Origin of the sequence: Bacillus sp. FJAT-22090 (genome assembly GCF_007676755.1) — a bacterium.
Taxonomy (GTDB): Bacteria; Bacillota; Bacilli; order Bacillales_A; family Planococcaceae; genus Psychrobacillus.
In genome coordinates, this window is the sequence record NZ_VEBK01000004.1 from 157577 (window position 1) to 178702 (window position 21126).

At 36.0% G+C, this 21126-nt stretch carries 24 protein-coding genes; 5 read left to right on the plus strand and 19 right to left on the minus strand.

What is annotated here, in order from left to right; all coding sequences use genetic code 11:
* Positions 1 to 29: 29 nt before the first annotated feature.
* The 5 genes from FS486_RS07820 to FS486_RS07840 form a co-directional block, all read right to left on the minus strand.
* Positions 30 to 935 carry an NAD-dependent epimerase/dehydratase family protein gene (locus FS486_RS07820; protein WP_144510777.1) on the minus strand — a complete coding sequence of 302 codons (906 nt, stop codon included), beginning with the start codon at positions 933 to 935 and terminating at the stop codon, positions 30 to 32.
* A complete protein-coding gene (locus FS486_RS07825; protein ID WP_144510778.1) occupies positions 925 to 1854 on the minus strand; it encodes an NAD-dependent epimerase/dehydratase family protein in 930 nt (309 codons plus the stop codon). The genes FS486_RS07820 and FS486_RS07825 overlap by 11 nt, the downstream gene beginning before the upstream one ends.
* Positions 1855 to 2021: 167 nt before the next feature.
* Complete coding sequence (locus FS486_RS07830; RefSeq protein ID WP_144510779.1) at positions 2022 to 2642, minus strand: hypothetical protein; 621 nt, start codon at positions 2640 to 2642, stop codon at positions 2022 to 2024.
* Entirely contained in the window at positions 2626 to 3879 is a 1254-nt protein-coding gene (locus FS486_RS07835) for a glycosyltransferase family 4 protein (RefSeq protein ID WP_144510780.1), read from the minus strand. Before FS486_RS07835 ends, FS486_RS07830 begins: the two co-directional genes overlap by 17 nt.
* An 80-nt stretch (positions 3880 to 3959) precedes the next feature.
* Positions 3960 to 4328, minus strand: coding sequence for a DUF4183 domain-containing protein (locus tag FS486_RS07840; protein ID WP_144510781.1), 369 nt, complete (start codon positions 4326 to 4328; stop codon positions 3960 to 3962).
* Positions 4329 to 4494: 166 nt separating this feature from the next.
* Here FS486_RS07840 and FS486_RS07845 point away from each other — a divergent pair, with 166 nt between their 5' ends.
* The 3 genes from FS486_RS07845 (at position 4495) to FS486_RS07855 (ending at position 6707) form a co-directional block, all read left to right on the plus strand.
* A complete protein-coding gene (locus FS486_RS07845) occupies positions 4495 to 4866 on the plus strand; it encodes a DUF4183 domain-containing protein (protein WP_260858058.1) in 372 nt (123 codons plus the stop codon).
* Between the two features lie 219 nt (positions 4867 to 5085).
* Positions 5086 to 5709, plus strand: coding sequence for a DUF1796 family putative cysteine peptidase (locus tag FS486_RS07850; protein WP_144510783.1), 624 nt, complete (start codon positions 5086 to 5088; stop codon positions 5707 to 5709).
* 32 nt (positions 5710 to 5741) lie between these two features.
* Complete coding sequence (locus FS486_RS07855) at positions 5742 to 6707, plus strand: polysaccharide biosynthesis protein (RefSeq protein WP_144510861.1); 966 nt, start codon at positions 5742 to 5744, stop codon at positions 6705 to 6707.
* Between the two features lie 93 nt (positions 6708 to 6800).
* On the opposite strand, the gene FS486_RS07860 is transcribed toward FS486_RS07855, so the two are convergent.
* Genes FS486_RS07860 through FS486_RS07875 form a run of 4 tightly spaced genes read right to left on the minus strand, consistent with a single transcriptional unit; the run spans position 6801 to position 10432 of the window.
* Positions 6801 to 7544 (minus strand): IucA/IucC family C-terminal-domain containing protein, encoded by a 744-nt coding sequence (locus FS486_RS07860; protein WP_144510862.1) that lies wholly within the window; start codon positions 7542 to 7544, stop codon positions 6801 to 6803.
* Positions 7545 to 8357, minus strand: coding sequence for an ABC transporter ATP-binding protein (locus FS486_RS07865; protein ID WP_144510784.1), 813 nt, complete (start codon positions 8355 to 8357; stop codon positions 7545 to 7547).
* Between the two features lie 18 nt (positions 8358 to 8375).
* Positions 8376 to 9431, minus strand: a complete 1056-nt coding sequence (locus tag FS486_RS07870) for a FecCD family ABC transporter permease (protein WP_144510785.1) — start codon at positions 9429 to 9431, stop codon at positions 8376 to 8378.
* Entirely contained in the window at positions 9428 to 10432 is a 1005-nt protein-coding gene (locus FS486_RS07875; RefSeq protein ID WP_144510786.1) for a FecCD family ABC transporter permease, read from the minus strand. The genes FS486_RS07870 and FS486_RS07875 overlap by 4 nt, the downstream gene beginning before the upstream one ends.
* A gap of 194 nt (positions 10433 to 10626) precedes the next feature.
* Here FS486_RS07875 and FS486_RS07880 point away from each other — a divergent pair, with 194 nt between their 5' ends.
* Complete coding sequence (locus FS486_RS07880; RefSeq protein WP_144510787.1) at positions 10627 to 11616, plus strand: ABC transporter substrate-binding protein; 990 nt, start codon at positions 10627 to 10629, stop codon at positions 11614 to 11616.
* Positions 11617 to 11666: 50 nt separating this feature from the next.
* On the opposite strand, the gene FS486_RS07885 is transcribed toward FS486_RS07880, so the two are convergent.
* The 9 genes from FS486_RS07885 to FS486_RS07920 all read right to left on the minus strand — a co-directional run bounded on the left by FS486_RS07885 (position 11667) and on the right by FS486_RS07920 (position 19213).
* Positions 11667 to 12554 carry a DMT family transporter gene (locus tag FS486_RS07885; protein WP_144510788.1) on the minus strand — a complete coding sequence of 296 codons (888 nt, stop codon included), beginning with the start codon at positions 12552 to 12554 and terminating at the stop codon, positions 11667 to 11669.
* A 108-nt stretch (positions 12555 to 12662) separates the two neighbouring features.
* On the minus strand, positions 12663 to 14111 hold the full coding sequence (locus FS486_RS07890) for a magnesium transporter CorA family protein (protein WP_144510789.1): 1449 nt from the start codon (positions 14109 to 14111) through the stop codon (positions 12663 to 12665).
* 120 nt (positions 14112 to 14231) lie between these two features.
* The gene (locus tag FS486_RS20100) at positions 14232 to 14408 is read right to left on the minus strand and encodes a hypothetical protein (protein WP_186321391.1); all 177 of its coding nucleotides are present in this window, start codon (positions 14406 to 14408) and stop codon (positions 14232 to 14234) included.
* 65 nt (positions 14409 to 14473) lie between these two features.
* Complete coding sequence (locus FS486_RS07895) at positions 14474 to 14974, minus strand: YndM family protein (protein WP_144510790.1); 501 nt, start codon at positions 14972 to 14974, stop codon at positions 14474 to 14476.
* 30 nt (positions 14975 to 15004) lie between these two features.
* On the minus strand, positions 15005 to 15178 hold the full coding sequence (locus FS486_RS07900) for a hypothetical protein (protein ID WP_144510791.1): 174 nt from the start codon (positions 15176 to 15178) through the stop codon (positions 15005 to 15007).
* A 15-nt stretch (positions 15179 to 15193) separates the two neighbouring features.
* The gene (locus FS486_RS07905) at positions 15194 to 15991 is read right to left on the minus strand and encodes a cytochrome c oxidase assembly protein (RefSeq protein ID WP_144510792.1); all 798 of its coding nucleotides are present in this window, start codon (positions 15989 to 15991) and stop codon (positions 15194 to 15196) included.
* 19 nt (positions 15992 to 16010) lie between these two features.
* On the minus strand, positions 16011 to 16490 hold the full coding sequence (locus FS486_RS07910; protein WP_144510793.1) for a DUF2243 domain-containing protein: 480 nt from the start codon (positions 16488 to 16490) through the stop codon (positions 16011 to 16013).
* 168 nt (positions 16491 to 16658) lie between these two features.
* Positions 16659 to 17696, minus strand: coding sequence for an ATP synthase beta subunit C-terminal domain-containing protein (locus tag FS486_RS07915; protein ID WP_144510863.1), 1038 nt, complete (start codon positions 17694 to 17696; stop codon positions 16659 to 16661).
* Positions 17697 to 18463: 767 nt separating this feature from the next.
* Positions 18464 to 19213: a MerR family transcriptional regulator gene (locus FS486_RS07920; RefSeq protein WP_260858059.1), complete on the minus strand. Its 750-nt coding sequence runs from the start codon at positions 19211 to 19213 to the stop codon at positions 18464 to 18466.
* A 91-nt stretch (positions 19214 to 19304) separates the two neighbouring features.
* Between FS486_RS07920 and FS486_RS07925 the strand changes: the two genes are divergently transcribed.
* A complete protein-coding gene (locus FS486_RS07925) occupies positions 19305 to 20000 on the plus strand; it encodes a CPBP family intramembrane glutamic endopeptidase (protein ID WP_144510795.1) in 696 nt (231 codons plus the stop codon).
* 101 nt (positions 20001 to 20101) lie between these two features.
* On the opposite strand, the gene FS486_RS07930 is transcribed toward FS486_RS07925, so the two are convergent.
* Positions 20102 to 21052: a hypothetical protein gene (locus FS486_RS07930; RefSeq protein WP_144510796.1), complete on the minus strand. Its 951-nt coding sequence runs from the start codon at positions 21050 to 21052 to the stop codon at positions 20102 to 20104.
* Positions 21053 to 21126: the final 74 nt, after the last annotated feature.

Below are 21126 nucleotides of genomic sequence, written 5' to 3' on the forward strand. Positions count from 1 at the left end.
ACAAAAAGAACCTCCTTTAGATATTAATTCTAAAGGAGAATTTTTCTTTGATAATTTAATATATCTTCTATAGATTTTTCGAATGAAATACTCGGTGACCATCCCAGGTTTCCTAACAGAGAGTGGGTAGCAACATCCAGTTTTTCCACTTCATTTGTTAATGTTTGTATTTCTATATTAACAATAGAAAGTGCTTGTAGGGAATCTGTTATTTCCTTTAAGTATCTTGGTTTGCCCGAGCACACCTCATATGTTTTACCAGATTCTCCAACATCCAAAATTTTTGCATATGCACGCACAGCATCTCTTACATCAATAAAATCTCTTTTTGCAAATAAGTTATTTACAGTGAGTATTCTCTCTGTACCGTGTAATTCCATTTCTGCTGTTTTCTTAGCTAATATAGAACATATTCCGTTAGACGGTCCCGGTCCTATTAAATTCGAAGGCTTAGCAATTAGTATATCCATACCGTAAAGAGCTTTCCATGATTGTGCAATTAATACTTGCATTGTTTTACTTAAACTATAAGGATTCTGAAGAGTAGAAATATCACCTAAGTCAAATTGTAGTGCTGAGCCAACGATTAATATTTTACATAGGGGATTTTCCTGTCGAATGGTTTCGATTAGAAATGCAGTGGATAGTACGTTTGCTTCGAAAGAAGTGATTGGGCTACTCCAAGATTCTTGCACATGGTTTTTTCCTGCTAGATGAATTACCTTATCCGGTTTTGTTTTTTGTATTAGACTTTTTACTTGCTGTTTATCAGTTAGATTACATTGTTCCATATGGATTCTATCGTCGGATACACTTGATGGATATGATCTTGTAACAGCGATAACCTCATATCCAGCTTTTTTAAAATATTTGCATGCATGAACACCTGTAAAACCAGTTGCTCCTGTTATCAACAATCGGGCTTTACTCGCCATCTGGAGTTTCCCTCATTTGCAAAGCATATGTTTCATTCAATCCATCCTCGATAGTATAAGTTGGATACCAATTTAGAAGATTTCTTGCTCTTTTATTGCAAAGACAGCTATGTTTTATGTCTCCCTCTCTTGGTGGGGTAAATTGTTTATTAATCTGTATACCATGTATATCTACCAGAAGGTTTAAAATTTCATTGATCGAGGTTCTTTGCGATGTACTGATTTGGACTGTTTCTTGATCTCCGCTCGCTAATGCTGCAATATTAGCCGCTACTATGTCTTGTACGAAGATGAAGTCCCTTGTTTGCTTTCCATCTCCGTGCACATGAATATCTCCCCCTTTTTTTATACGATCAAGGAAGACAGACACTACCCCTCCCTCTCCTTTTGGCAATTGTCTAGGTCCATACACATTTGCATATCTTAAAATAGTATAGGATTGTCTATAAAGCTCGTAAAAGAGCCTTATGTAAGACTCCGCAGTCAACTTAGACAGCCCATAATAGGAAGCTGGAACTGACATATCCTCTTCTGTGAGCAGTTCTTTGTTTAAGTTTCCATAAACTGCAGATGTACTAGCAAAAATGAACTTTCTTACTTTTGCTCTGTGGCAGGCTTCCAACATATTAATGGTGCCAATAATATTTACATCTGCGTCATATCTAGGGTGTAAAACAGATTTCCCTACATCTGCTTGTGCCGCTAAGTGGAAAAATGCATCTGGTCGGATTTCCATCACAATTTTTCTTGCTTCTTCGCTACATATATCCACAACATATAGATGAGCCTGCGGATTAACTTGCTCTGATCGTCCTGTCACTAAGTTGTCTAAGACATGAACTTCTAGACCTCTTGAAACAAGGGAATCCACAAGATGGGAACCGATAAAACCCGCCCCACCCGAAACTATTACTTTCATCCTTTAGTCTCCCTTTAGTTTTTCCTTACTATATGCTTATAAAAAAAGAGATGAAGGGACATGTGCCAAAGAAAAAGTTACTTAGAAAAAAATCGATGAATGAATGGCTGTCTCGCCTAAAAGCGAATTACCATTCATTCATCGAAATAGAAATAAGGCTTTATGGTTCACCTCTTCGACTGCTGTTTGATTAATATTGGTATATGCCCATTCCCTTGGGAGGGTCGCTTTAATATCTCTACATTCGGAGCAGGAATCGTATATGCATCTGGCAAGTTTTTCATAATAGGCTCCCAGACCTGGTTATCCACAAATACTTTCTTCGCCCCTAGCGAACGGGAGAATAGACTATCATAGTACTCACTACTCATGGGCTTCGTTACTCTTTCAAAAAGAGGAGCTGGCAATAAGTAGTTAGAGGGTAGGTTTTTTTCTATGTTGTTCCATATAGTGAGATCCACGTACACTTTTGAAGTCGAGTCAGGTTTTTGAAATAGGCTATCAAGAGTGTCTGATTCCATAGATTTTATAAGACCGACAGACTTTGGATTAGGAAAAACTGCTTTGTCAGATATCGTATGTTGAATCTTATCCCATACTCTTTCGGAAACGAGTATATCCTCATTCGTTTCTTTCGATGAAAACATGGAATCATATTTTTCGTGGGATACGAAGGATGTTTCTTCTTCGGTAATATTTTTAGTAAATAAAGAATTCCATATCCTCTTCCAAACTATCTTTCCTTTTACAAACCAAGAGATTATTAAAAGTTTAATGTATTGAATCATTCGCGACATTCTTATCACCATTCTTCCTTATGGAAATGGCATTATTATAAACTTCCATTAAACTTTTCATCCCTTGATCGATAGACCAGTGTGTCATTCCCCACTTTTTGGCATTGGATCCTAGATTTCTTCGTAGTAGCTCATTACTTAGTAATAAATCCATATTTTCATACAAAGCATTAGTATCCCCGGGTGGAGTTAACAAGCCTGTAACCTTATGTTTGACCATTTCAGGCAATCCCCCAACATCACTTACAATTGCCGCTTTCCCTGCTATTTGTGACTCTATAAGGGATAATGGCTGGTTTTCTAACAACGTAGGCAGTACATATATATCCGACTTTGCTAACAAGGATGGGACATCATCACGCTTACCTAAAAAGTACACATAATCCTCTAACCCTAGTGCCTTACTTTTAGTGCGCAATTTTGCCTCTTCATCTCCTGAGCCAACTATCCAACATACCCAGTCCTGCCTTTTTCTTTTAAGTTTTCCTAATGCTACAAGGAGATTTTGGATTCCTTTTAGTTCAGTCAACCTACCTGTATAAATAATTACCTTCTTGTTCCTTGGTGGTGTAATAAGTGTTTTAGCCTTCATTTGTTTAATAAAACTCTCCGTGTCGAATCCATAATGCAATACTTTTATTTGGTCTTCTGCTACATCAAACTCATCGGTAAGAATATTTTTTAGCCAGTTGTTCGCTACAATAGTCACTTCTGGCGAGGTAGCGCCAATCTTTTCAAGTTCCTCGTAATATGCTTTCGCCATAAAAGCATTAGGAGAATTATGGATAGTAGTCAATTGATGTTGTATCTCATGTGCTACAGATCCATGTAAAGTAGCAACTAGTGGAATTTGTGGAGGACGTATTCTATCTATGCAGGCTGTTGAAACAACATCTTGTGTGTGGATTAAATCGTATTTTTCTAAACCGAAATAGGCTACCCCCAATTCAAAAATATAGCGTTGAAATTCCGTGTATTCCACTAATTTATTTTCAAATAGCTCTGGATAATTTCGTTTGTTCATCTTGGCCTGTAATAACGGTAGCAACTTGTCTCTGCCCACTTTTTTTCCGCTATTTACCATGCAAATATCCAAGTTGTCCTCGTCATAACCAAGAACATCTACCTCATGCCCTAGTAATTCTAATCGTTTTTTAAGTTGGGTCATATAATTCCATACTCCACCTAAATGTGGAATAGGCCAATACGTGGCTAGCAATATTTTCAACTTATACATCTCCCTGTTTTAACCGAATACTCTATACTTATTGTAAATTTGAAAATTAGCCTAGGCGATTCGTGCATTTTTTATAAATCTTCCAGTTTAATCATTTGTAAAATGATAGGACACCCTTTAGTAGGGATGTCTTCTGTTTGTAAAGTAATTCTTCCCTCCGTGACTTCATAGTTCATGTTAGGCTGTAGAATTCCATTTATAAAAAGGCTCATATAGGCTATTCGAGAAGGATGCCATATTTTTTGCGAACCATATTGACTTAGAGCATCGCTATCTGTATAAACTCTTTTTATTCCATCCGATAAAACGAAAAATTCATAGCTGTTTATTTGTTTAGGACTTACAAATCTAGTTTTAGTACTATTATCAGTTAACGCTGTAAAAACTGTAGGTGGGAAAAATGCCGTGGATTTGTTTGGAATATAGGGACGGTTCCCCATTAGTAAACCTCCTATTTATATAAGTTAAAGTCATTGTATCCACGTTCAATAAATTGTGTGTATATCTTAGGTCCTTATTCTTATTTTATTCATTTTGCTTGTCCCCGTATAACTCCTTTTCCCTCTATTTCATATGTTGTTAAAGAAGTTAAAAGGAGGAACAATTTTGTCATTAAAAATTATTAAGCTCGCTTTAATACCAAATCAAACTGTTTCAACCTCTCCAACGGTAACTCGATTTTTCCATGAGGTGAAGGAGACAATTGAGGCTGTTAGTACGTATAGAATTGATGCAGCTGATTTTTTAGACGATCGGGGAGAAGTTGTACAGAACTTGCCTACCTTAAATATGAATAACAGTTATTTCAATGTGTACATCAATGGTGTACTACAGATGGACGATAACTTTGCCTACACAGCAGGAGAAGTTGAAGTCGGCTCCTTGCTTGTTTCCCTACCGGAAGATTCGGAGATTCCTATAGGCACTCCAATTATTATGGAAATCGTCAACTTTAATCCTGAAATACAGAACTTATAAGAAATGATAGCTTTTAGATGATCTCGATATAGTATCGTGATCATCTTTTTTGTGAACAAAATTAATCTACTTCCATCGGTTAATATAAGATAAATATTTTCAAAAAGTAGGATTACAGCCCTTGTTCTCTTTGTATCTCCGCATTAACTATTAAACAAGGGATATGTAGGAGTTTTCTGCTGCATTTCATACTTGTAGCTAGAAACAGGAGGTGAAAAAATGGATCTAAGTCAACTTAAAGGAAAATACGATGCAATATTCAGTTTAGGGGATCTTTGCCTAGCATCCATTCAACTAAAGAAGCATAATTTGAGACCTTATTCAGGAGTACTCGACTGGATGGCTAGTCTTGAATTATCAAAAGTAAATCTACTTTTAGAGAATCGATTCGTTGGTTTTATGAATTACGAAAATCTACGGATTATTGGATATGCGGATGATTGTATTTGTGTATCAGATGATGGCTATAACATGGTGTCCAATCATGACTTTAGCAAAGAAAAAAATACCCTTCAATATTTAGGATCATATGATGAGGTCATGGAAAAATACGAAAGAAGAATTCAACGATTTCTAAAGAAAATGAAAACTGCTAGACGGATTTTATTCGTCCGAACAGAAGGGACATTGGAAGAGGCAGCAGCTTTACAGGATGTATTAGCAAAATTAGTAAAGCATGATTTTAGTGTATTACTCATCAACCATGCACCAGTCACCGGAATAGTAGAAAAAAGTTGGCCTTTAGAAAAGGTTTGTTCGATTGAATTCCCTAATACGGAAAAATGGGAAGGTAATAACGAATTATGGGAAGAGGTGCTAAGTGGAATTCGCTTAACAAAATAAGTGAAAAAACAATAATCTGGGAGGAAAAAATGGTGTTTAAAAACTCAACAATATTAGTAACTGGGGGGACAGGCTCATGGGGAATTGAGTTAATCAACCAACTCTTATCTTTAAAACCTAGAAAAATTACTATTTTCTCAAGAAATGAGAATAGACAAGTTATTATGCGAAGAAATTTTGAAGATACAAGACTTCAATTTTGCATTGGCGATATACGAGACAGAGATGCTGTTAACTTAGCCTGCGCTGGCGTAGACTATGTGTTTCACCTAGCAGCTTTAAAACATGTGACCGTCTGTGAAGAAAATCCAATAGAGGCATTTAAAACAAATATTTTAGGGACGTACAATGTCATTGAAGCGGCCACAAACAATAAAGTGAAAAAAGTAATATATGTATCTACAGATAAAGCTGCGGATCCAGCAAATACTTATGGAATGACAAAAGCACTTGGAGAAAAACTAATCATTCATGCTAGTGAAACAAGCTCTGATACGAAGTTTTTATGTATTCGAGGTGGAAATGTACTAGGAAGCAGTGGAAGTGTTCTACCTTTGTTTATAAAGCAATTAGAGGAACAAAATCAAATAAATATCACAGACAAAAGGATGACTCGGTATTTTGTAACGCCTCAACAAGCAATTAAAACTCTTCTTCAAGCCGCTGAGTTAGGTAAAGGAGGGGAGATTTTTGTCATGCATATGAACGCTTGCAAAATTCTCGACCTAGCTGAGGTTCTTATCGATCATTTGCAAAAGAAAGACGTGGATATCGTAGAAATAGGTGCAAGAAACGGTGAAAAGCTTCATGAAGTGTTAGTTGCTCAAAATGAGGAACCACTTGCCAGAGTTTTTAATGAAGACTTAATACGAATCTCACCGACAAACGAGCAAGAAGGAAAGTCCCCTATACCTGCTGTTCTTTTAAATACCCAGCAAAGATTGATGACCAAGCAAGAAATAAAAGAGTTATTAGTGGACGGTGGATTTCTGAAATAGATATGAAGAGGGATGGAAAGTGGCAAACCGCTTCCCATCCCTCTTTATCGGTCATACTTCGTTAAGATTCTGCTAAGAAAACTAGTATTAAACTTATTTAGTTGCCATTCTTTTTTTACAAGACTTCGGACAAGTGGAACAGTACTCTCTATTGCTCGTTAAATAAGAATAACAACATGTACCCCTTTTCCTGACTTCATCATTGGATACTTCATAATAATATCTTGTTAATGGATTTACGTCATAATCTCCAAACAGATTACCTGTAGCTTCGCTAATGAGAAAATAAAAATCTTCCTTTGCTCGAAGTGCAATATCCACAGGAATATCGTCATCAGATAAAACCGTTTCGTAAAGCCAAAAAATATAAATTGCAATGTTCTCCCACAGGATTAGCTTGGACACTTTTGTCGTATGTGATAGAAGTTCCATTACTGGAGAAATATGTTCTTTGAATAAATTCTTTATACAATCTATTCTCCAACTTTCTCTATCTTCTTCCAGGCTTTCCATTCTCAAATGATGAAAATAGAATTTGGGTAACCATTGTTTTTCATTATCCTCTGTTTGTATTGATAAATTGCTGTAAGTAATATCTAGTTTTTCATTCCAAACCGTCATGACATATAAGTAAATTACCGGTAAAAACGCGTAGCGTTTTACAAATAGAGATGCCGCAACTTTATTGTTAGAAGCTTCTATATGATCGGAAAGTATATGAAGATAATTTGTTAAGCTCTGTTCATCTAAAAGTGCATTAACTTCTATAGAGAGCCGTGATTTCTTTTTTTCCGTAGTTAGACGTAGTTTACGCAGCTTATCGAGCCTTGGATTCACTTATAATCCTACTTCCTTTAAAATGCAACGACCTCTTCCATGAGGAATACATAATGGTGTTCCAAATAAAGGGTCCATAGAGATTTGACAGTCCATACCGAATACATTTTTTACTAAAGGACAACTAATGATATTCTCTGGTTTCCCTTGTTCATAAACTTTCCGGTCTTTTATCGCTACAATATTGTCCGCGTAACGGCATGCTAAATTTAAATCATGAAGCACCATCACAATCGTTCTCTTTTCTTTTTCGTTTAATTCATAAAGCAAGTCAAGAATTTCAATTTGGTGTGTCATATCAAGATAAGTTGTAGGCTCATCCAATAGAATAATGTCTGTATCCTGAGCTAAGGTCATCGCAATCCAAGCTCTTTGACGTTGTCCTCCGGATAATGAGTCCACTGGGCGGTCTTTTAAATCTTCTATAGCAGTCGCTTTCAAAGCTTGTGTTACTTTTTCTTCATCTTCCTCTGTCCATTGCTTTAACCATGTCTGATAAGGGTATCTCCCCTGCTTAACCAATTGAAGAACTGTTAGTCCTTCCGGTGCAAGAGGCGATTGTGGAAGAATAGCCATTTGTTTTGCAACGTCTTTAGTAGACATCTTTGAAATTGCTTTACCTTCTAATAAAACTGCACCCTTTTGAGGTTTTAACAATCGAGCAATAGAACGTAGAATGGTAGACTTTCCACATCCATTCCCTCCGATTAAAACAGTAATTTCACCTCTGGGGATTTGAAGATCTAGACTATCGATAATAATATTTTCCCCATATGAAAGAGTTAAATTTTTTGTCTCAATCACTTGTTCCATTTCAATCACTCCTTGTATTTAAGCATTACGAGTTTTAAATAATAAATAAATAAAATAAGGTGCGCCTATCCCTGCTGTAAATACACCTGCCGGAATTTCCAATGGCGAAAACAAGGTTCTTCCGATTAAATCTGCTGACATAACTAATATGCCCCCAATGAGCGCTGATACTGGTAATAATGCGCCAAACGAAGAACCGACCAATCTTCTAGCCATATGAGGCGCCATTAAGCCTACAAAACCAATTCCACCTGCAAATGCAACAGCACCTCCAACTAGTGCTGTACTGATTAATAACAATAGGAAACGTTGACGCTGAATCCCACTTCCAACACTAGTTGCAATGTCATCTCCAAGTTCTAAAATGTTAATATTCTTTACCATGAAAAATGCGATTAACGTAAAAATAATTGTCCATGGTACTAAAATCGTTACATTGCCCCAATTTGAGCCGTATACAGTTCCGGTTATCCAAATATTAGCCTGACTAGCTCTATATATTGGACCCATTATCATCATTAAAGTTGTCAAAGCTTGCATTAGAGCTGAAATTCCTATCCCAATAAGCACAATTCTTATGGGTGATACTCCGTTCTTCCATGCAAGAAAATAAACTAGCATCGCAACAACTCCTGCACCAGCAAAGGCGGCTAAAGGCATCCATTTTATACTTACAGTTAACGCACTATTTGTGTCGCTAAAAAAAGCTAAAAAACTTACCACTGCAACTGAAGCACCGCCTGTAAGTCCAAGAATATCTGGTGATGCCAGCGGATTCCGAATCATCCCTTGAAGAATACCGCCAGCAACTGCTAATGCTATCCCCACCATTAGAGCCACAATGATTCGGGGAAGACGAAACGATTGAACAACAAGCCGTTCCATTTCATCTCCACCACCGAAAAGCACTTGTAAAACTGTCAAAGGTGATAGTTTCATGTCTCCTGCACCGGTACTCAATATAAACATAGCAAAAGTTATTATTATTAAAGCGATTAATACTAGCAATGCCTTCTTATCTAACAGAAAAGAGATTCTTCCTTTAAATGTTCTAAAATTTTTGTATTGGCTCATCGTGCATTAAACCCCTTTCTTGCAATGTAGATGAAGAATGGAGTTCCTATTATGGCAGTCATTACTCCAACTGGAACCTCTTGCGGCATGATAATATATCTTGCCAATATATCTGCCGTAAGTAAGAGAATCCCCCCTAGTATGCCAGAAAAAGGTATAAGCCAACGATGATCAATTCCTATTATAGATCTCGTAATATGTGGAATAACAATACCAATAAATCCAATGGGTCCTGCTATAGCTACAGACCCACCCGCCAAAAGAATTACAATGACAGCTACTATTATTTTTAAAAGACCCGTATTTACACCTAATCCCTTAGCAACGTCTTCCCCCATCGATAGTACATTCATTTTAGAAGCGATAATAAGAGACCCTATCCATCCGATCACTAAATAAGGTAAAACAGTAGTTAAAATCTCCATTTTTCGACCTTCTATAGATCCAGCCAACCAAAACAAAACTTGCTCGAAAGCAGCTTCATTTATAACTAAAAAGCCTTGTGTAAAAGAAGCAAACATTGCTGAAATCGCCGCTCCAGCTAAAGTTAATTTCATCGGGGTTAGTCCTTCTCTTCCTGTAGAACCAATCATATATACAGCAATTGCCGCAACTGCCGCCCCTAGAAAAGAGATCCATGTAAACGCTTGAAGATTTCCGACTGAAAATAGCGTAACTGCAATTACTACGGCAAATCCAGCTCCCGCATTCACACCGAAAATGCCTGGTGAAGCAAGTGGATTTTTAGTAAGAGTCTGCATAAGAACTCCTGAAATAGCCAAGCTACTTCCTACCACAGCAGCTATTAAGGATCGTGGCAGTCGCACAGTTTTGATTATTATATGTTCATTTGAACCATTATTATTTTGAAAAGCATCTAGTATCATTCCCCATGTTGTGTCTGTATATCCATAAATAATGCTGGCACACATTAAAAGTAGCAGTAGAAAACTTGCTATTAATAAACCAAAAACTTTTTGCCCGTTACTTTTTAATAACATACGAAAAACCTTCCCAAACTCTTTTATTTAACGCAGTTTTACACACTTTAGTTTATTCGATGTTATATACACTGTCAACGAACTTGAAAATCATTTTCAATTAGTAATTGACATACTTATTGTATAGCTTTATTATAAAAAATGCATTGAAAACGATTATCATTAACGACGAAATACTCAGGAGGCACTATAAGATGAAATCTTTTAAGTTCTTATTCATTCTAATTTCTATTATGAGCATTTTATTATTAACTGCTTGCGGAAAAAACGAGGAAAAAACGGATAAAACGCAAGGTAATGGAAATGAAAAAGAAGATACAAGCTATACTATTGAACATGCAATGGGATCGACTACAATTGACAAAACTCCAGAAAGAGTTGTAATTCTTTCAAATGAAGGCACAGAAGCACTTCTCGCATTGGGAATTACGCCTGTGGGTGCTGTTCAATCATGGTTAGGTGATCCATGGTATGACCATATTTCCGATAAAATGAAAAACGTAGAAGTAGTCGGAACAGAGTCCGAAGTAAACTTAGAAAAAATTGCGGCATTAAAACCGGATTTAATAATAGGTACTAAAATCCGACAAGAGGCAGTGTATGACCAATTAAGTGCGATTGCTCCAACCGTCTTTTCTGATACATTAAGAGGAGACTGGAAAGAAAACTTTACCTTATATGCAAATGCTTTAAATCTTGAGGAAAAAGGTAATGAAGTGTTAGCTCAATTTGATAAACATGTAGAAGATGTAAAAGCAAAACTAGGAGATAAAACAAATCAAGAAGTATCTGTCATTCGTTTCATGGCTGGAAAGTCAAGAATCTATTTTACAGATTCGTTCTCTGGAGTTATTTTTGACCAATTAGGATTTAAGCGTACACCTCAACAAGCGGAATTATTCGCTGCAGATAACAAATTAGGAAATCTTGCAATTGAAGTAGGTAAAGAAGTAATTCCTAAAATGGACGGAGACGTATTATTTTACTTCACATATGCACCACAGGGTGACCAAGCCGCCCTTGACACTGCCAATGAATGGACAAATGATCCATTATGGAATAATCTAAATGCAGTAAAGAGTGGTAATGCTCATGAGGTTAGCGATGCGATTTGGAACACAGCAGGTGGTGTACTAGCTGCTAACTTAATGCTTGATGAAATTGATGCTATTTTCAACAAATAATATTCTTATCGAAAGATCCCTTCCATATTGAAAGGGATCTTTTCGTTGTATTACAACTTTTTATATCGATTGATTTGCTCCATTAAGAATAGGAAAACTCCTAATAACACTAGTAATCCACCTACAATTTGCCAACCAACTAGACGCTCACCTAAAAAGATAGCTGCAAGTATCGTTGCTCCTACCGGTTCTCCTAAAATACTCATGGAAATAGTAGTAGCGTTCACATAGTTTAATAGCCAATTATTAATCACATGAGAAATCGTTGGTACAATAGCAAGTAAAACGAAAATACCCCATTCTTTTATGTCATAACCACCCATTGCAACGCCTGTCACTAAATTATACATAACCAATGCAATTGCAGCGAATCCAAACACACAAAAACTATAAATCCAATGAGAAACTTTTTTGACTGTACTTTGTCCGATTAACAAGTATCCAACGACTGCAATAACACTTAAAAAGGAAAGAATATCACCGATAATAGCATTTTTACTTAGCCCAAAATCACCCCAACCCACCATTATTGCCCCAACGACTGCAATTCCCATCGTTATTAGAGCAGCTGGAGCTGTCCTTTCTTTAAATAAAATTACTCCTCCGATTAAAGCTATAATCGGTTGTAAAGCGAGAATAATTGTCGAGCTAGCTACCGTCGTAAGCTTTAATGACCCGAACCAAAGTGCAAAATGCAGGGCCAAAAATAAGCCAGCAAAAAATAATAAATACCACTCTCGTCTTTCTATTTTTAGAAACTCTTTTCTTTTAATCCAAACAACTGGCACTAATATAAAACAAGCTAATATCATGCGATACATACTTAAAATAGTTGCAGGTGCAGAGGACCATTTCACAAATATTGCGGCAAAAGAGATTGCAACAATTGAAATGATTAAAGGTAACACAATTGACTTTGGTGTATTTTCGTCACTCACTTTTTTACCCCATTCTCATAAATATCGTTATTTCTATCTTTTTATATAATATACTGTATATATTTCAATAAGGGAAACAGAAAAAACTTTCCATCCAAAGATGAAAAGTTATCTGAAGTTACTGCGCTTCCACTTTCTATATTTATTCCAAATTCCTTTTCCTCCTGTAGAGGCAAGCAGAACCGCCGATAAAGCGATTCCTGTTAATGCCGTAATAAGCGAAATCCACTCGAAAAAGGAGTATTTGAATACTTTGGACCAATCTGGGTCTCCCTTCCAATCTTCTATTGCCAAATTCATTCCATAAATTCCTGAAATGACGGTATATACAGTTAGCATAAATAATAACATGTTATGACGCTTACCCGATTGTTTTTCTTGTGCACGATATAAATCATCCACTGTCCGTTTTACTTCTTCAAATAATGGTCGTAAATGAAATGCCTTTCGCAAAAAGTTAGTAAATTCTTTTCCTTCCGTTCGGACAGAAACCTCTTCGAAATAGTAACGCGAATCAAACTTAGAAATTAGTTCGATTAGCTCCTCTACATATTGTTTATCTTTAGTCCACCCCACTTCACTATGCTCAAAAGACAGCTTCAACAACATAATTTTATAGTAAAAATGAAGCAGTAAGTTGTAATAGTGAATACTCATAAACTTAGATATATCTTTATTTAATCGTTCTCTATTCTTGACCGAAATAGTCGTTTGAGTATGCTCAGAAGTAACTGTGTATGTATTCGGTGCCCATCTATCATGTACCCGTTCCTCCAAATAGCGGTTTATATATGCTGGATTACTACTCGATATAAAATCCTTTCCTTCCGTATCTTTCCCATCTAATTGCCCCATTCGAAATAATTGATCATTCGTGATAGATTGACCTTCCGCTGCTATTAAAAATGCAGAAGAAAGCATACGTTCATCTTCAAAAAAAGGTAAGCTTCCATAGTAGCCTTCTAACTTTTTGTTTCGAATAATAAATGGTATTAGAGCAGGACATAAATAATCCAGCACAAGTTCACCCGTTGTAAAGTAGGTTTTGTTATGATGATAAATCTTTGCACCTTTTTCTTCTTCAAGTTTGGGATCCTGTACACGAAAATGACTCATAAAATCTAAAACATTCGTTAAACTCTCTTGTTTAGTAATCATTTGCGTCCGAATCGCTATCATTCCAATCCCAAATGGACATAATATTATATCTATACTATTAATGAGAAAGTCTAGCCTATTGCCATTCACCTCAAAAATGAAGGACTCTTTTATTTCTTTAGAGAAGCGTAAAAAACCTTTTTCTATTGTAGAACGCGGGAATAACTTGTCCTCTATGAAAGGTAAAAAGAACTGATCTAATTCTTCATGACTTATGTTAATGCCCTTGCCATAATATAGTTCTTGAAATGCGAGATCTTCTAAATCGAAAAAAGTAAAATGTTGTTTTTTCAACTGCCCCATTAACTCTTCGCTTTTCCTTTCATAAAAAGAAAAAGGAAATAAAAAATTCATGAAAGCATCCGTAATATCTAAATGCCGTATTTCTTCCCTTTCCATATAGACGACCTCCACACTTCTATCGATACTTCCTTATACCACCAACGTCTAGAATCGAAACAAAATACAGCCCTTCCTAATATTTAAATTAGGAAGAACTGCATTAAGCTACGCTATTTATTATTTGTTTTGGTTGTTTCGGTTGCTATTGCGGTTATTTTGATTGTTGTTTTTATTTTTTTCGTTACGGTCTTGATTGTTTAAATTATCAAAGTTGAATTCCTCACCGAACTCAATCCCATTATTTTGATTGTTGTTTTGTTTTTTATTATTATTGCGGTTGTTGTTGTTTCCCATGGCTGCTCACCTCCTTGACCTTTTTAGATTGGTCTGTTTGGAGATATTTATACTATTAAAAATTTTTACTTTCTTTTACCATTTCTTGTTTTTTTGGGCGATGGTTTTCCCTGTCTTTCTTTGATTTTTCTTGTTACTTCATCAATATCTACTTCTTCAGCAAACTCAGTTTGTAGATCCGTTCTTTGATAATAACCAGTTTTTCTTTCTGGATTTTTTATTTGCGGTTCAAAAATATGGCTTTCCATATATCGATGCAAATACAATTCTCCAATCATCAGAACAAGTGCAGATATAAACGAAGCTGTTCCTAACGCTATCGTTTCATCAAATATACTTGCACCTAGGATCCATACTATAACCATTACGAGAACAAAATCACTAATTGCCGCTAGAACATTTCCGATTTTAGGTAAAACGAACAAATCACCGAGAAACCCTACAACGGTTACAACTATACTTGTAATTAACACATCTGTGAAATTAACATGATAGAACATGCCTAATACAATCCATAAAGCCGCAGTAGTTATGACGAGCTTCATTAAAAAAGCTTTAATATGCAATTTCTTCTACACCTTTCTTGAAACTATTTTTTATTTATTTTTGCTACCTATGGATTCTTTAAAGCTTTTCGTACTTTCACTTTGCATTTTTTGAGCAAACCATTCGTTTAGTTCGTTATAGGACATCCCTGAATTTGCATTGAGCCTTTTTACTTCTTCAATGTCTGTACCAACAACCGTAAACTTTGCATGCTGATTTTTCATCAATCATTTTCCTTTCTAACTTTTTGTTATTTGTACATTAGTCCATTCCGCTTTAGATCGAGTACTTCTAAACCATTGATAACAGAGGATACAAACTAATCCCACTTCTATAGCATCCCCACCATAATACATAATCATCCCACCCAATTCTGCTTGAGCCGGAGATATACCACTTGGTGGATACGCATAAATATATTTCGATAATATGGAGTGCGCCGCTAAAGCGGTTAATAATACGATGGAACGATACATAAAGGTTTGTTGTTGAGGAGTGGGATCAATATAAATTATCGATATAGTAAATAGATAACCTGCCAAGAAAATGTGCAAATGAATAAATACATAGAGAAACATGTTTTCATGCATCATAGAAAATAAAGGAGTAGTATAGAGAAACCATAAAGCACCAACGTTTAAAATTGAGGTGAAGATAGGATTATGAAAAACTCCCGCTAGACGACTGCGCAAAAGATACGAGAGATTCCTTGCTAAACGAACAGGAAGAGTGCGTAAAATCAGCGTCATCGGTGCTCCTAAAGCCATAAGCAAGGGAGCGAGCATACCTAAAAACAAATGACCTATCATATGAACAGAAAAATCTTCATGAGAACGATCCGCCAATGGTCCAATAACAGCTAATGATGCACATACTACACCAACTATCCATAAAACCATTCGAAAAAATGGCCATTGTTTTTTCTTCCGATTTGATACAATTACTGCCTTCACATAAAAAATGCCTGCTAACACAAAAGGCATTACTAATATTAGTTGGCTAAGAAAAACTGTATGGGAAACATTATGAATATGCATAGGTATCAACTTCCTCCATTCAACTCTTTGTTCGATATAGCAAAATGATACCAATCAGAATCAGAATCACAGCTGTGATATTCCAAACTAAATCATATGGAACAATATCGACTTGATAGCGGATTTGATGCAGCCCCATAAACTTATGTTGAATAATCCCGTCATAAAGTTGAAACACTCCAGCGCCTAAAAAAATGCCTCCTAGCCATTTCTTAAGCCAAAATGCATGCCTGCGGTGTAGATCAGCTAGCAAAAACGAGGATCCTATCGTTGCAAAAAAGCTAAAAGCATGAAATAATCCGTCCGAAACAAGGCCGATACTAGTCGTGGATTTATCGTAAAAATGATGCCAATGCAGCAATTGGTGAAATACCGCCTCATCAATAAATGCTATGATTCCAAAGCCAAATAAGATACCTGTCCACATATTACGCGTTGCATAGGCCAATTGATTTTTAATCTTTTGAGTGTTTTTCGAATTGCCCAATATAGTATTCATTTAATTCTCCTTATGAACAATTTTAAGTAGAAAAAGTTAAATTTTTATCTAGTTTTACCCTGAAAGGTCTTGCTTAAACGCTTTTCATAAGAAAACAATACGCCCCACAAGCAGCAATCACCCTTGGAATAAAAAAATGGACGGAATATTTCTCCGTCCACTTCTTCCTTATACTAAACTTCCTTGGTATTTTAATTCTTCTATAGATAAACTATCTACTTTCCCATCTAAAATAGATTCTACATCATTTAATGTCTCAGAGATGGAGACCACTTCACCTTTCCCCGTATACGCTTCTGCTACAAAAAATGGCTGTGTAAAATACGCTTCTAAGCGTTCTCCACGTGCATACGTTACTAAATCAGCACTTGGTATTTTACTTTCCCCATGTACAGTGACAATCGACCGTAATTCTCTATAACGACGCAATAGTTTTTGTGCACGTTGTCTAAGATTAAAATGCCTTTGATCCAGATCTACACCTTCTATTATGGAAGACGTTGAATAAAGCGGATGAATTGCTGGATATAAATGACGTGTAGCTAAGTCCGCATCCAATTGCCATACAGTTTCCAAAGGACCATAAGGCATATCTTCATCCACTACTTCACCAGAAAGATCCAACAAAATAGTTGTGATGTTATCCATTCGTTCGTCCAATAATTTTTCTTGAAGATCTAAAATCTCTCCAGATACAATATAGCTTCTATCTGTTATAAAAATAATGTCACCACTTATTTCTACTAGTGTCGTAAAAGTCTCGTCGATAGACGATGTGATATAGTCGGCTAAATCCGTCGTGTCCTCCAATTCACTATGATCGGTCGATGGCAATAAGAACACAGTTGTATAATCACTATCTTTAAAACGATGCATTAGTTCCGCAAGAATAACAAGCTGCCCCATTCCCGGTCTTGCAACTAACCCGGTTGTTCCCCCTTTTACTAATGGTGCAAAGAAATCTAATGTTTTAATTTGTGTTTCAATCATATTCAACTTCTCCCCTCGTATTATTAATTCATCTACTGAACAGTTTGCGAGCGTTGCCAGTCCTACCAGAGTCTTTACCTCCGCTTTTCCTAAATCGATTTTACCTGTACATAAATTGGAGACAGTAGCAGGTCGAATACCCATCGATTTCGCGGCCGTCGTGAGATTTGGTACTTTTCTTCTTAATAAAGCAACATTCAAACGAATTTCTTCCATCATTTCCCCTCCCCGTTACTTTTAATAGTAATTTATTTTACTCTTTAATGCAATTACTTTTACTCCTTGGAGTAAAAATATTTACTTAATAGAAAACGCGGCAAGATGATAGCTCAATATATAGTGTAGTTGTAATTTGGACTGGTTTAGTTGTAAAAATCGTTCCCTTAGTTGTAATTTTGACCGACTTAGTTGTAATAGTATTATTCTTCCAGAACAAATGGACCTAAGGAGCATCCAAAACTACTCAAACTAATTTCAAACACACTCGTTTTGCAAGATAGCAATCCGATATCTCGTTTAGTTTTAAATTTGAATGCTTTAGTTGTAAAAATCATTCCGTTAGTTGTAATTTTGACCGATTTAGTTGTAAAATCAGACCACTTAATTGTAATAGTATTATTCTTCCAGAACAAATGGACTTAAGGAGCATCCCAAACTACTCAAACTAATTTCAAACACAATCGTTTTGCAAGATAGCAATCCGATATCTCGTTTAGTTTTAAATTTGAATGCTTTAGTTGTAAAAATCGTTCCTTTAGTTGTAATTTTGACCGATTTAGTTGTAAAATCAGACCACTTAGTTGTAATAGTATTATTCTTCTAGAACGGATTACACGGCTCTATAGCGTTTGCCTGCACTGGCGCATACTAAAAAGCACCCGGTTCATACACAATTAATAATTGTAGATGAACCGGGTGTCCTTCCTTAATTGCTACTTATGATACTTTAACGATTAGACCCATATTGAATCGTTATTTTGGATTCACCGCTTATTTGAAACGTTCCCTTTAAGTAAAGACATAGCTTCTTCTACAAAAAGTAGAACATCTTGCCGAATAGGATAAAGACCCATTTTCGCAGATTCACTTTCAGATTTGCGTACTTCCCAAAACTTTTCAGCTAAATCATTATCGCCAAACGTTAACTTAGTCAAGTTTTCCATATCTTCTGCTATCAGTATGCCTTCGAGCGAATTTGGTGATTTACCTTCTGCTATACAAAGTTCAATTCTTTTTATTATATTTATCCAGCTTCTTATATTTCCCGGTTCGTCCTCTAGCTTAGGTAAACTGCTCGTCAATAATTCCTTTTCCTCTTCAGTAAACACTGAGTTCCACATATCTTCTGAACTTGTTTTTGTCTTCTGAAAGAGTGGCATTAGCTCATCCCATCGAAGTTCACCTTCAAGTTTTATAATATTTAGCAATGTATTCGTATGCTTGAATGATTTTTCCATTTGCCGAATATCTGCTTTAAGACGCTCTTTGTGTAATTCAAGTATGCGCTCTATCGAGATCCGACCAATTATTTTTCGGATGTCCTCTAAAGAGAGCGAAGCAGACTTTAACAAAGTAATTTTCTCAAGCATCAGAAGGTCGTCATCGGAGTAAAGTCGTTTACCGCTCTCATTTTTTGAGGAAGGTACAAGTAGACCTATTTGATCATAATATCGGATTGTTCGGACAGAAATATTTAGTTTCTTAGACACTTCTCCTGTTGAATATTGAACCATCTTCATTCCCCCATAAAAAAATACTTGTAGATAACGTTACGTCACCATTTAATCTTAAAATAACATAAAAAATATATGGAGGAATGATAACGTGAATGAAGTTTCATCAAAATCAGTAATCTGGTCATCGAAAGAGCTTTTATTCTCACTTTTTCTTACATTCATCATTGTCCCGATCATAATCGAGAACTGGTTGCATGATTGGTTATACATCTTATTTGACGACGAATTGTATGCTGGTACGTTTACAGGATTAATAATGGCAATTATCTTTATAGCAGGAATCTATTTTGTTGCATTGAAACCAAAAGGTCTATCTTGGCGTGGGGTTGGATTACTCCCGTTCCATAAGTCTTACTGGAAATCGGTTATTTTGTGGACGATTGTCTTGATTATAACCAGTGTTGGCATTGTTGTTTTAATGGAAATGGCAGGTTGGACATCAGCAAATGCAAAGACAAGAAGCCTCCAAAACAATTTAAATGTATGGACGGTATTAATCGGTTTTGTATCTGCGGCTATTATTTCTCCTATTTATGAAGAAATTTTCTATCGTGGGTTTCTGTATAAATGGTTTAGGATGAAATGGGGAGTTCCAACTGGTGTTCTTTTCAGCTCTCTCATCTTTATGCTTGTTCATATTCCTACGTATAATACCTTACCAATCAATTTTCTATCAGGCATCATTTTTGCATGGACATATGAAAAATCTGGTTCTGTGTATCCAGGAATGATTGTTCATGGCGTCTTTAATGGTATAGCAGTTCTACTTACGGTAATTGGGTAGGTATCTACTAATACAAACTCAACCATCATCTTAAGAGCACCAGGTTCACACACAATTTGATGTTGTGGACGAACCTGGTGCTCTTAATTGCTAATCAATTATTAGATTGTAACCTTGCTCAATGACTTATTTAGTAAAAATAATACTTTTTCATTGAAGAGAGATGGAGCAATCCGAGACATTTCATCAATTGTTTTATATTGTATTAGATTAAATTGAGGATGGTTTTCGATGCCTCTTAAAATACTGTTCATGACTTCGTGTGCTTTTGGATTCATCATTATATCGGAAAATGTACATTCTGTAGAAAAAGTACCACTAACCTTTGGCAACTCTTCTATTGTGACATTTTGTACATTTGGCATCGCAAACCAATCCGTAATAGAGTATATGTCTATTTCTACAGGTTCTAGAGCACTAGGCGCTTCAGATTTTGATTCTGTAGATTGATTTGGTTCCGGATTTACTTCAGTTATTGGAGCAGATTCTACGCTACCTCCCTTTTCGGTTGCAGGAGTAGCTTCTGGGTTAGGTGTCGGAGTAGGTATAACTGGTTCTTGTGCTATTGGCACTTCTGGATTAGGTATCGGAACTAGTTTCAATTCCGTAGCTTGTCCATCCATTTGCGCTTTCGCTTGATTTATAATTGCATCCAGGTTTGCTAATACCGCTGCTTCCTGTTCACTGTTATCGATTTTCATGCCTACTTTCAAGTTGTTTGCGTATTCTTGCAATGCTGTAATACGGGTTTGTTTTTGAGAAGCGGTGAAATTAGCTAGTTCACTTTGAGCAGTTTTCATTTCTTCTTGTAGGTCTACCTCTAAACTTTTCATAAGGCGATCAGTTTCTAATGCAACTGCACCATCAATTTCTTGAACCGACTCTTCTTTTTTATTATTAAACCAATTTGTGAGTAATCCTTGGATATCTTGATCAGCTAAAGCGGTTTTTACGCCACTTCCGAGGCTGATACTTAAGAATAAAACCCCTGAAATAATCGTGATTTTTTTTAATGTTCTCGTTTTTTTATATTTCTCGACTCTACTTAGCATTTTGATTCCTCCAATTAGAAGAATAAGAACCTCTAATGGTCGAGGTTCTTATAGAATATTATTTGCAAGATAGA

Bases quoted from the DNA above. Each gene is read 5' to 3' on its own strand.
- FS486_RS07820 (WP_144510777.1), bottom strand. From the start codon at position 935: ATGGCGAGTAAAGCCCGATTGTTGATAACAGGAGCAACTGGTTTTACA.
- FS486_RS07825 (WP_144510778.1), bottom strand. From the start codon at position 1,854: ATGAAAGTAATAGTTTCGGGTGGGGCGGGTTTTATCGGTTCCCATCTT.
- FS486_RS07830 (WP_144510779.1), bottom strand. From the start codon at position 2,642: ATGATTCAATACATTAAACTTTTAATAATCTCTTGGTTTGTAAAAGGA.
- FS486_RS07840 (WP_144510781.1), bottom strand. From the start codon at position 4,328: ATGGGGAACCGTCCCTATATTCCAAACAAATCCACGGCATTTTTCCCA.
- FS486_RS07850 (WP_144510783.1), top strand. From the start codon at position 5,086: ATGGATCTAAGTCAACTTAAAGGAAAATACGATGCAATATTCAGTTTA.
- FS486_RS07865 (WP_144510784.1), bottom strand. From the start codon at position 8,357: ATGGAACAAGTGATTGAGACAAAAAATTTAACTCTTTCATATGGGGAA.
- FS486_RS07870 (WP_144510785.1), bottom strand. From the start codon at position 9,431: ATGAGCCAATACAAAAATTTTAGAACATTTAAAGGAAGAATCTCTTTT.
- FS486_RS07875 (WP_144510786.1), bottom strand. From the start codon at position 10,432: ATGTTATTAAAAAGTAACGGGCAAAAAGTTTTTGGTTTATTAATAGCA.
- FS486_RS07880 (WP_144510787.1), top strand. From the start codon at position 10,627: ATGAAATCTTTTAAGTTCTTATTCATTCTAATTTCTATTATGAGCATT.
- FS486_RS07890 (WP_144510789.1), bottom strand. From the start codon at position 14,111: ATGGAAAGGGAAGAAATACGGCATTTAGATATTACGGATGCTTTCATG.
- FS486_RS20100 (WP_186321391.1), bottom strand. From the start codon at position 14,408: ATGGGAAACAACAACAACCGCAATAATAATAAAAAACAAAACAACAAT.
- FS486_RS07900 (WP_144510791.1), bottom strand. From the start codon at position 15,178: ATGAAAAATCAGCATGCAAAGTTTACGGTTGTTGGTACAGACATTGAA.
- FS486_RS07905 (WP_144510792.1), bottom strand. From the start codon at position 15,991: ATGCATATTCATAATGTTTCCCATACAGTTTTTCTTAGCCAACTAATA.
- FS486_RS07910 (WP_144510793.1), bottom strand. From the start codon at position 16,490: ATGAATACTATATTGGGCAATTCGAAAAACACTCAAAAGATTAAAAAT.
- FS486_RS07915 (WP_144510863.1), bottom strand. From the start codon at position 17,696: ATGGAAGAAATTCGTTTGAATGTTGCTTTATTAAGAAGAAAAGTACCA.
- FS486_RS07920 (WP_260858059.1), bottom strand. From the start codon at position 19,213: ATGGTTCAATATTCAACAGGAGAAGTGTCTAAGAAACTAAATATTTCT.
- FS486_RS07930 (WP_144510796.1), bottom strand. From the start codon at position 21,052: ATGCTAAGTAGAGTCGAGAAATATAAAAAAACGAGAACATTAAAAAAA.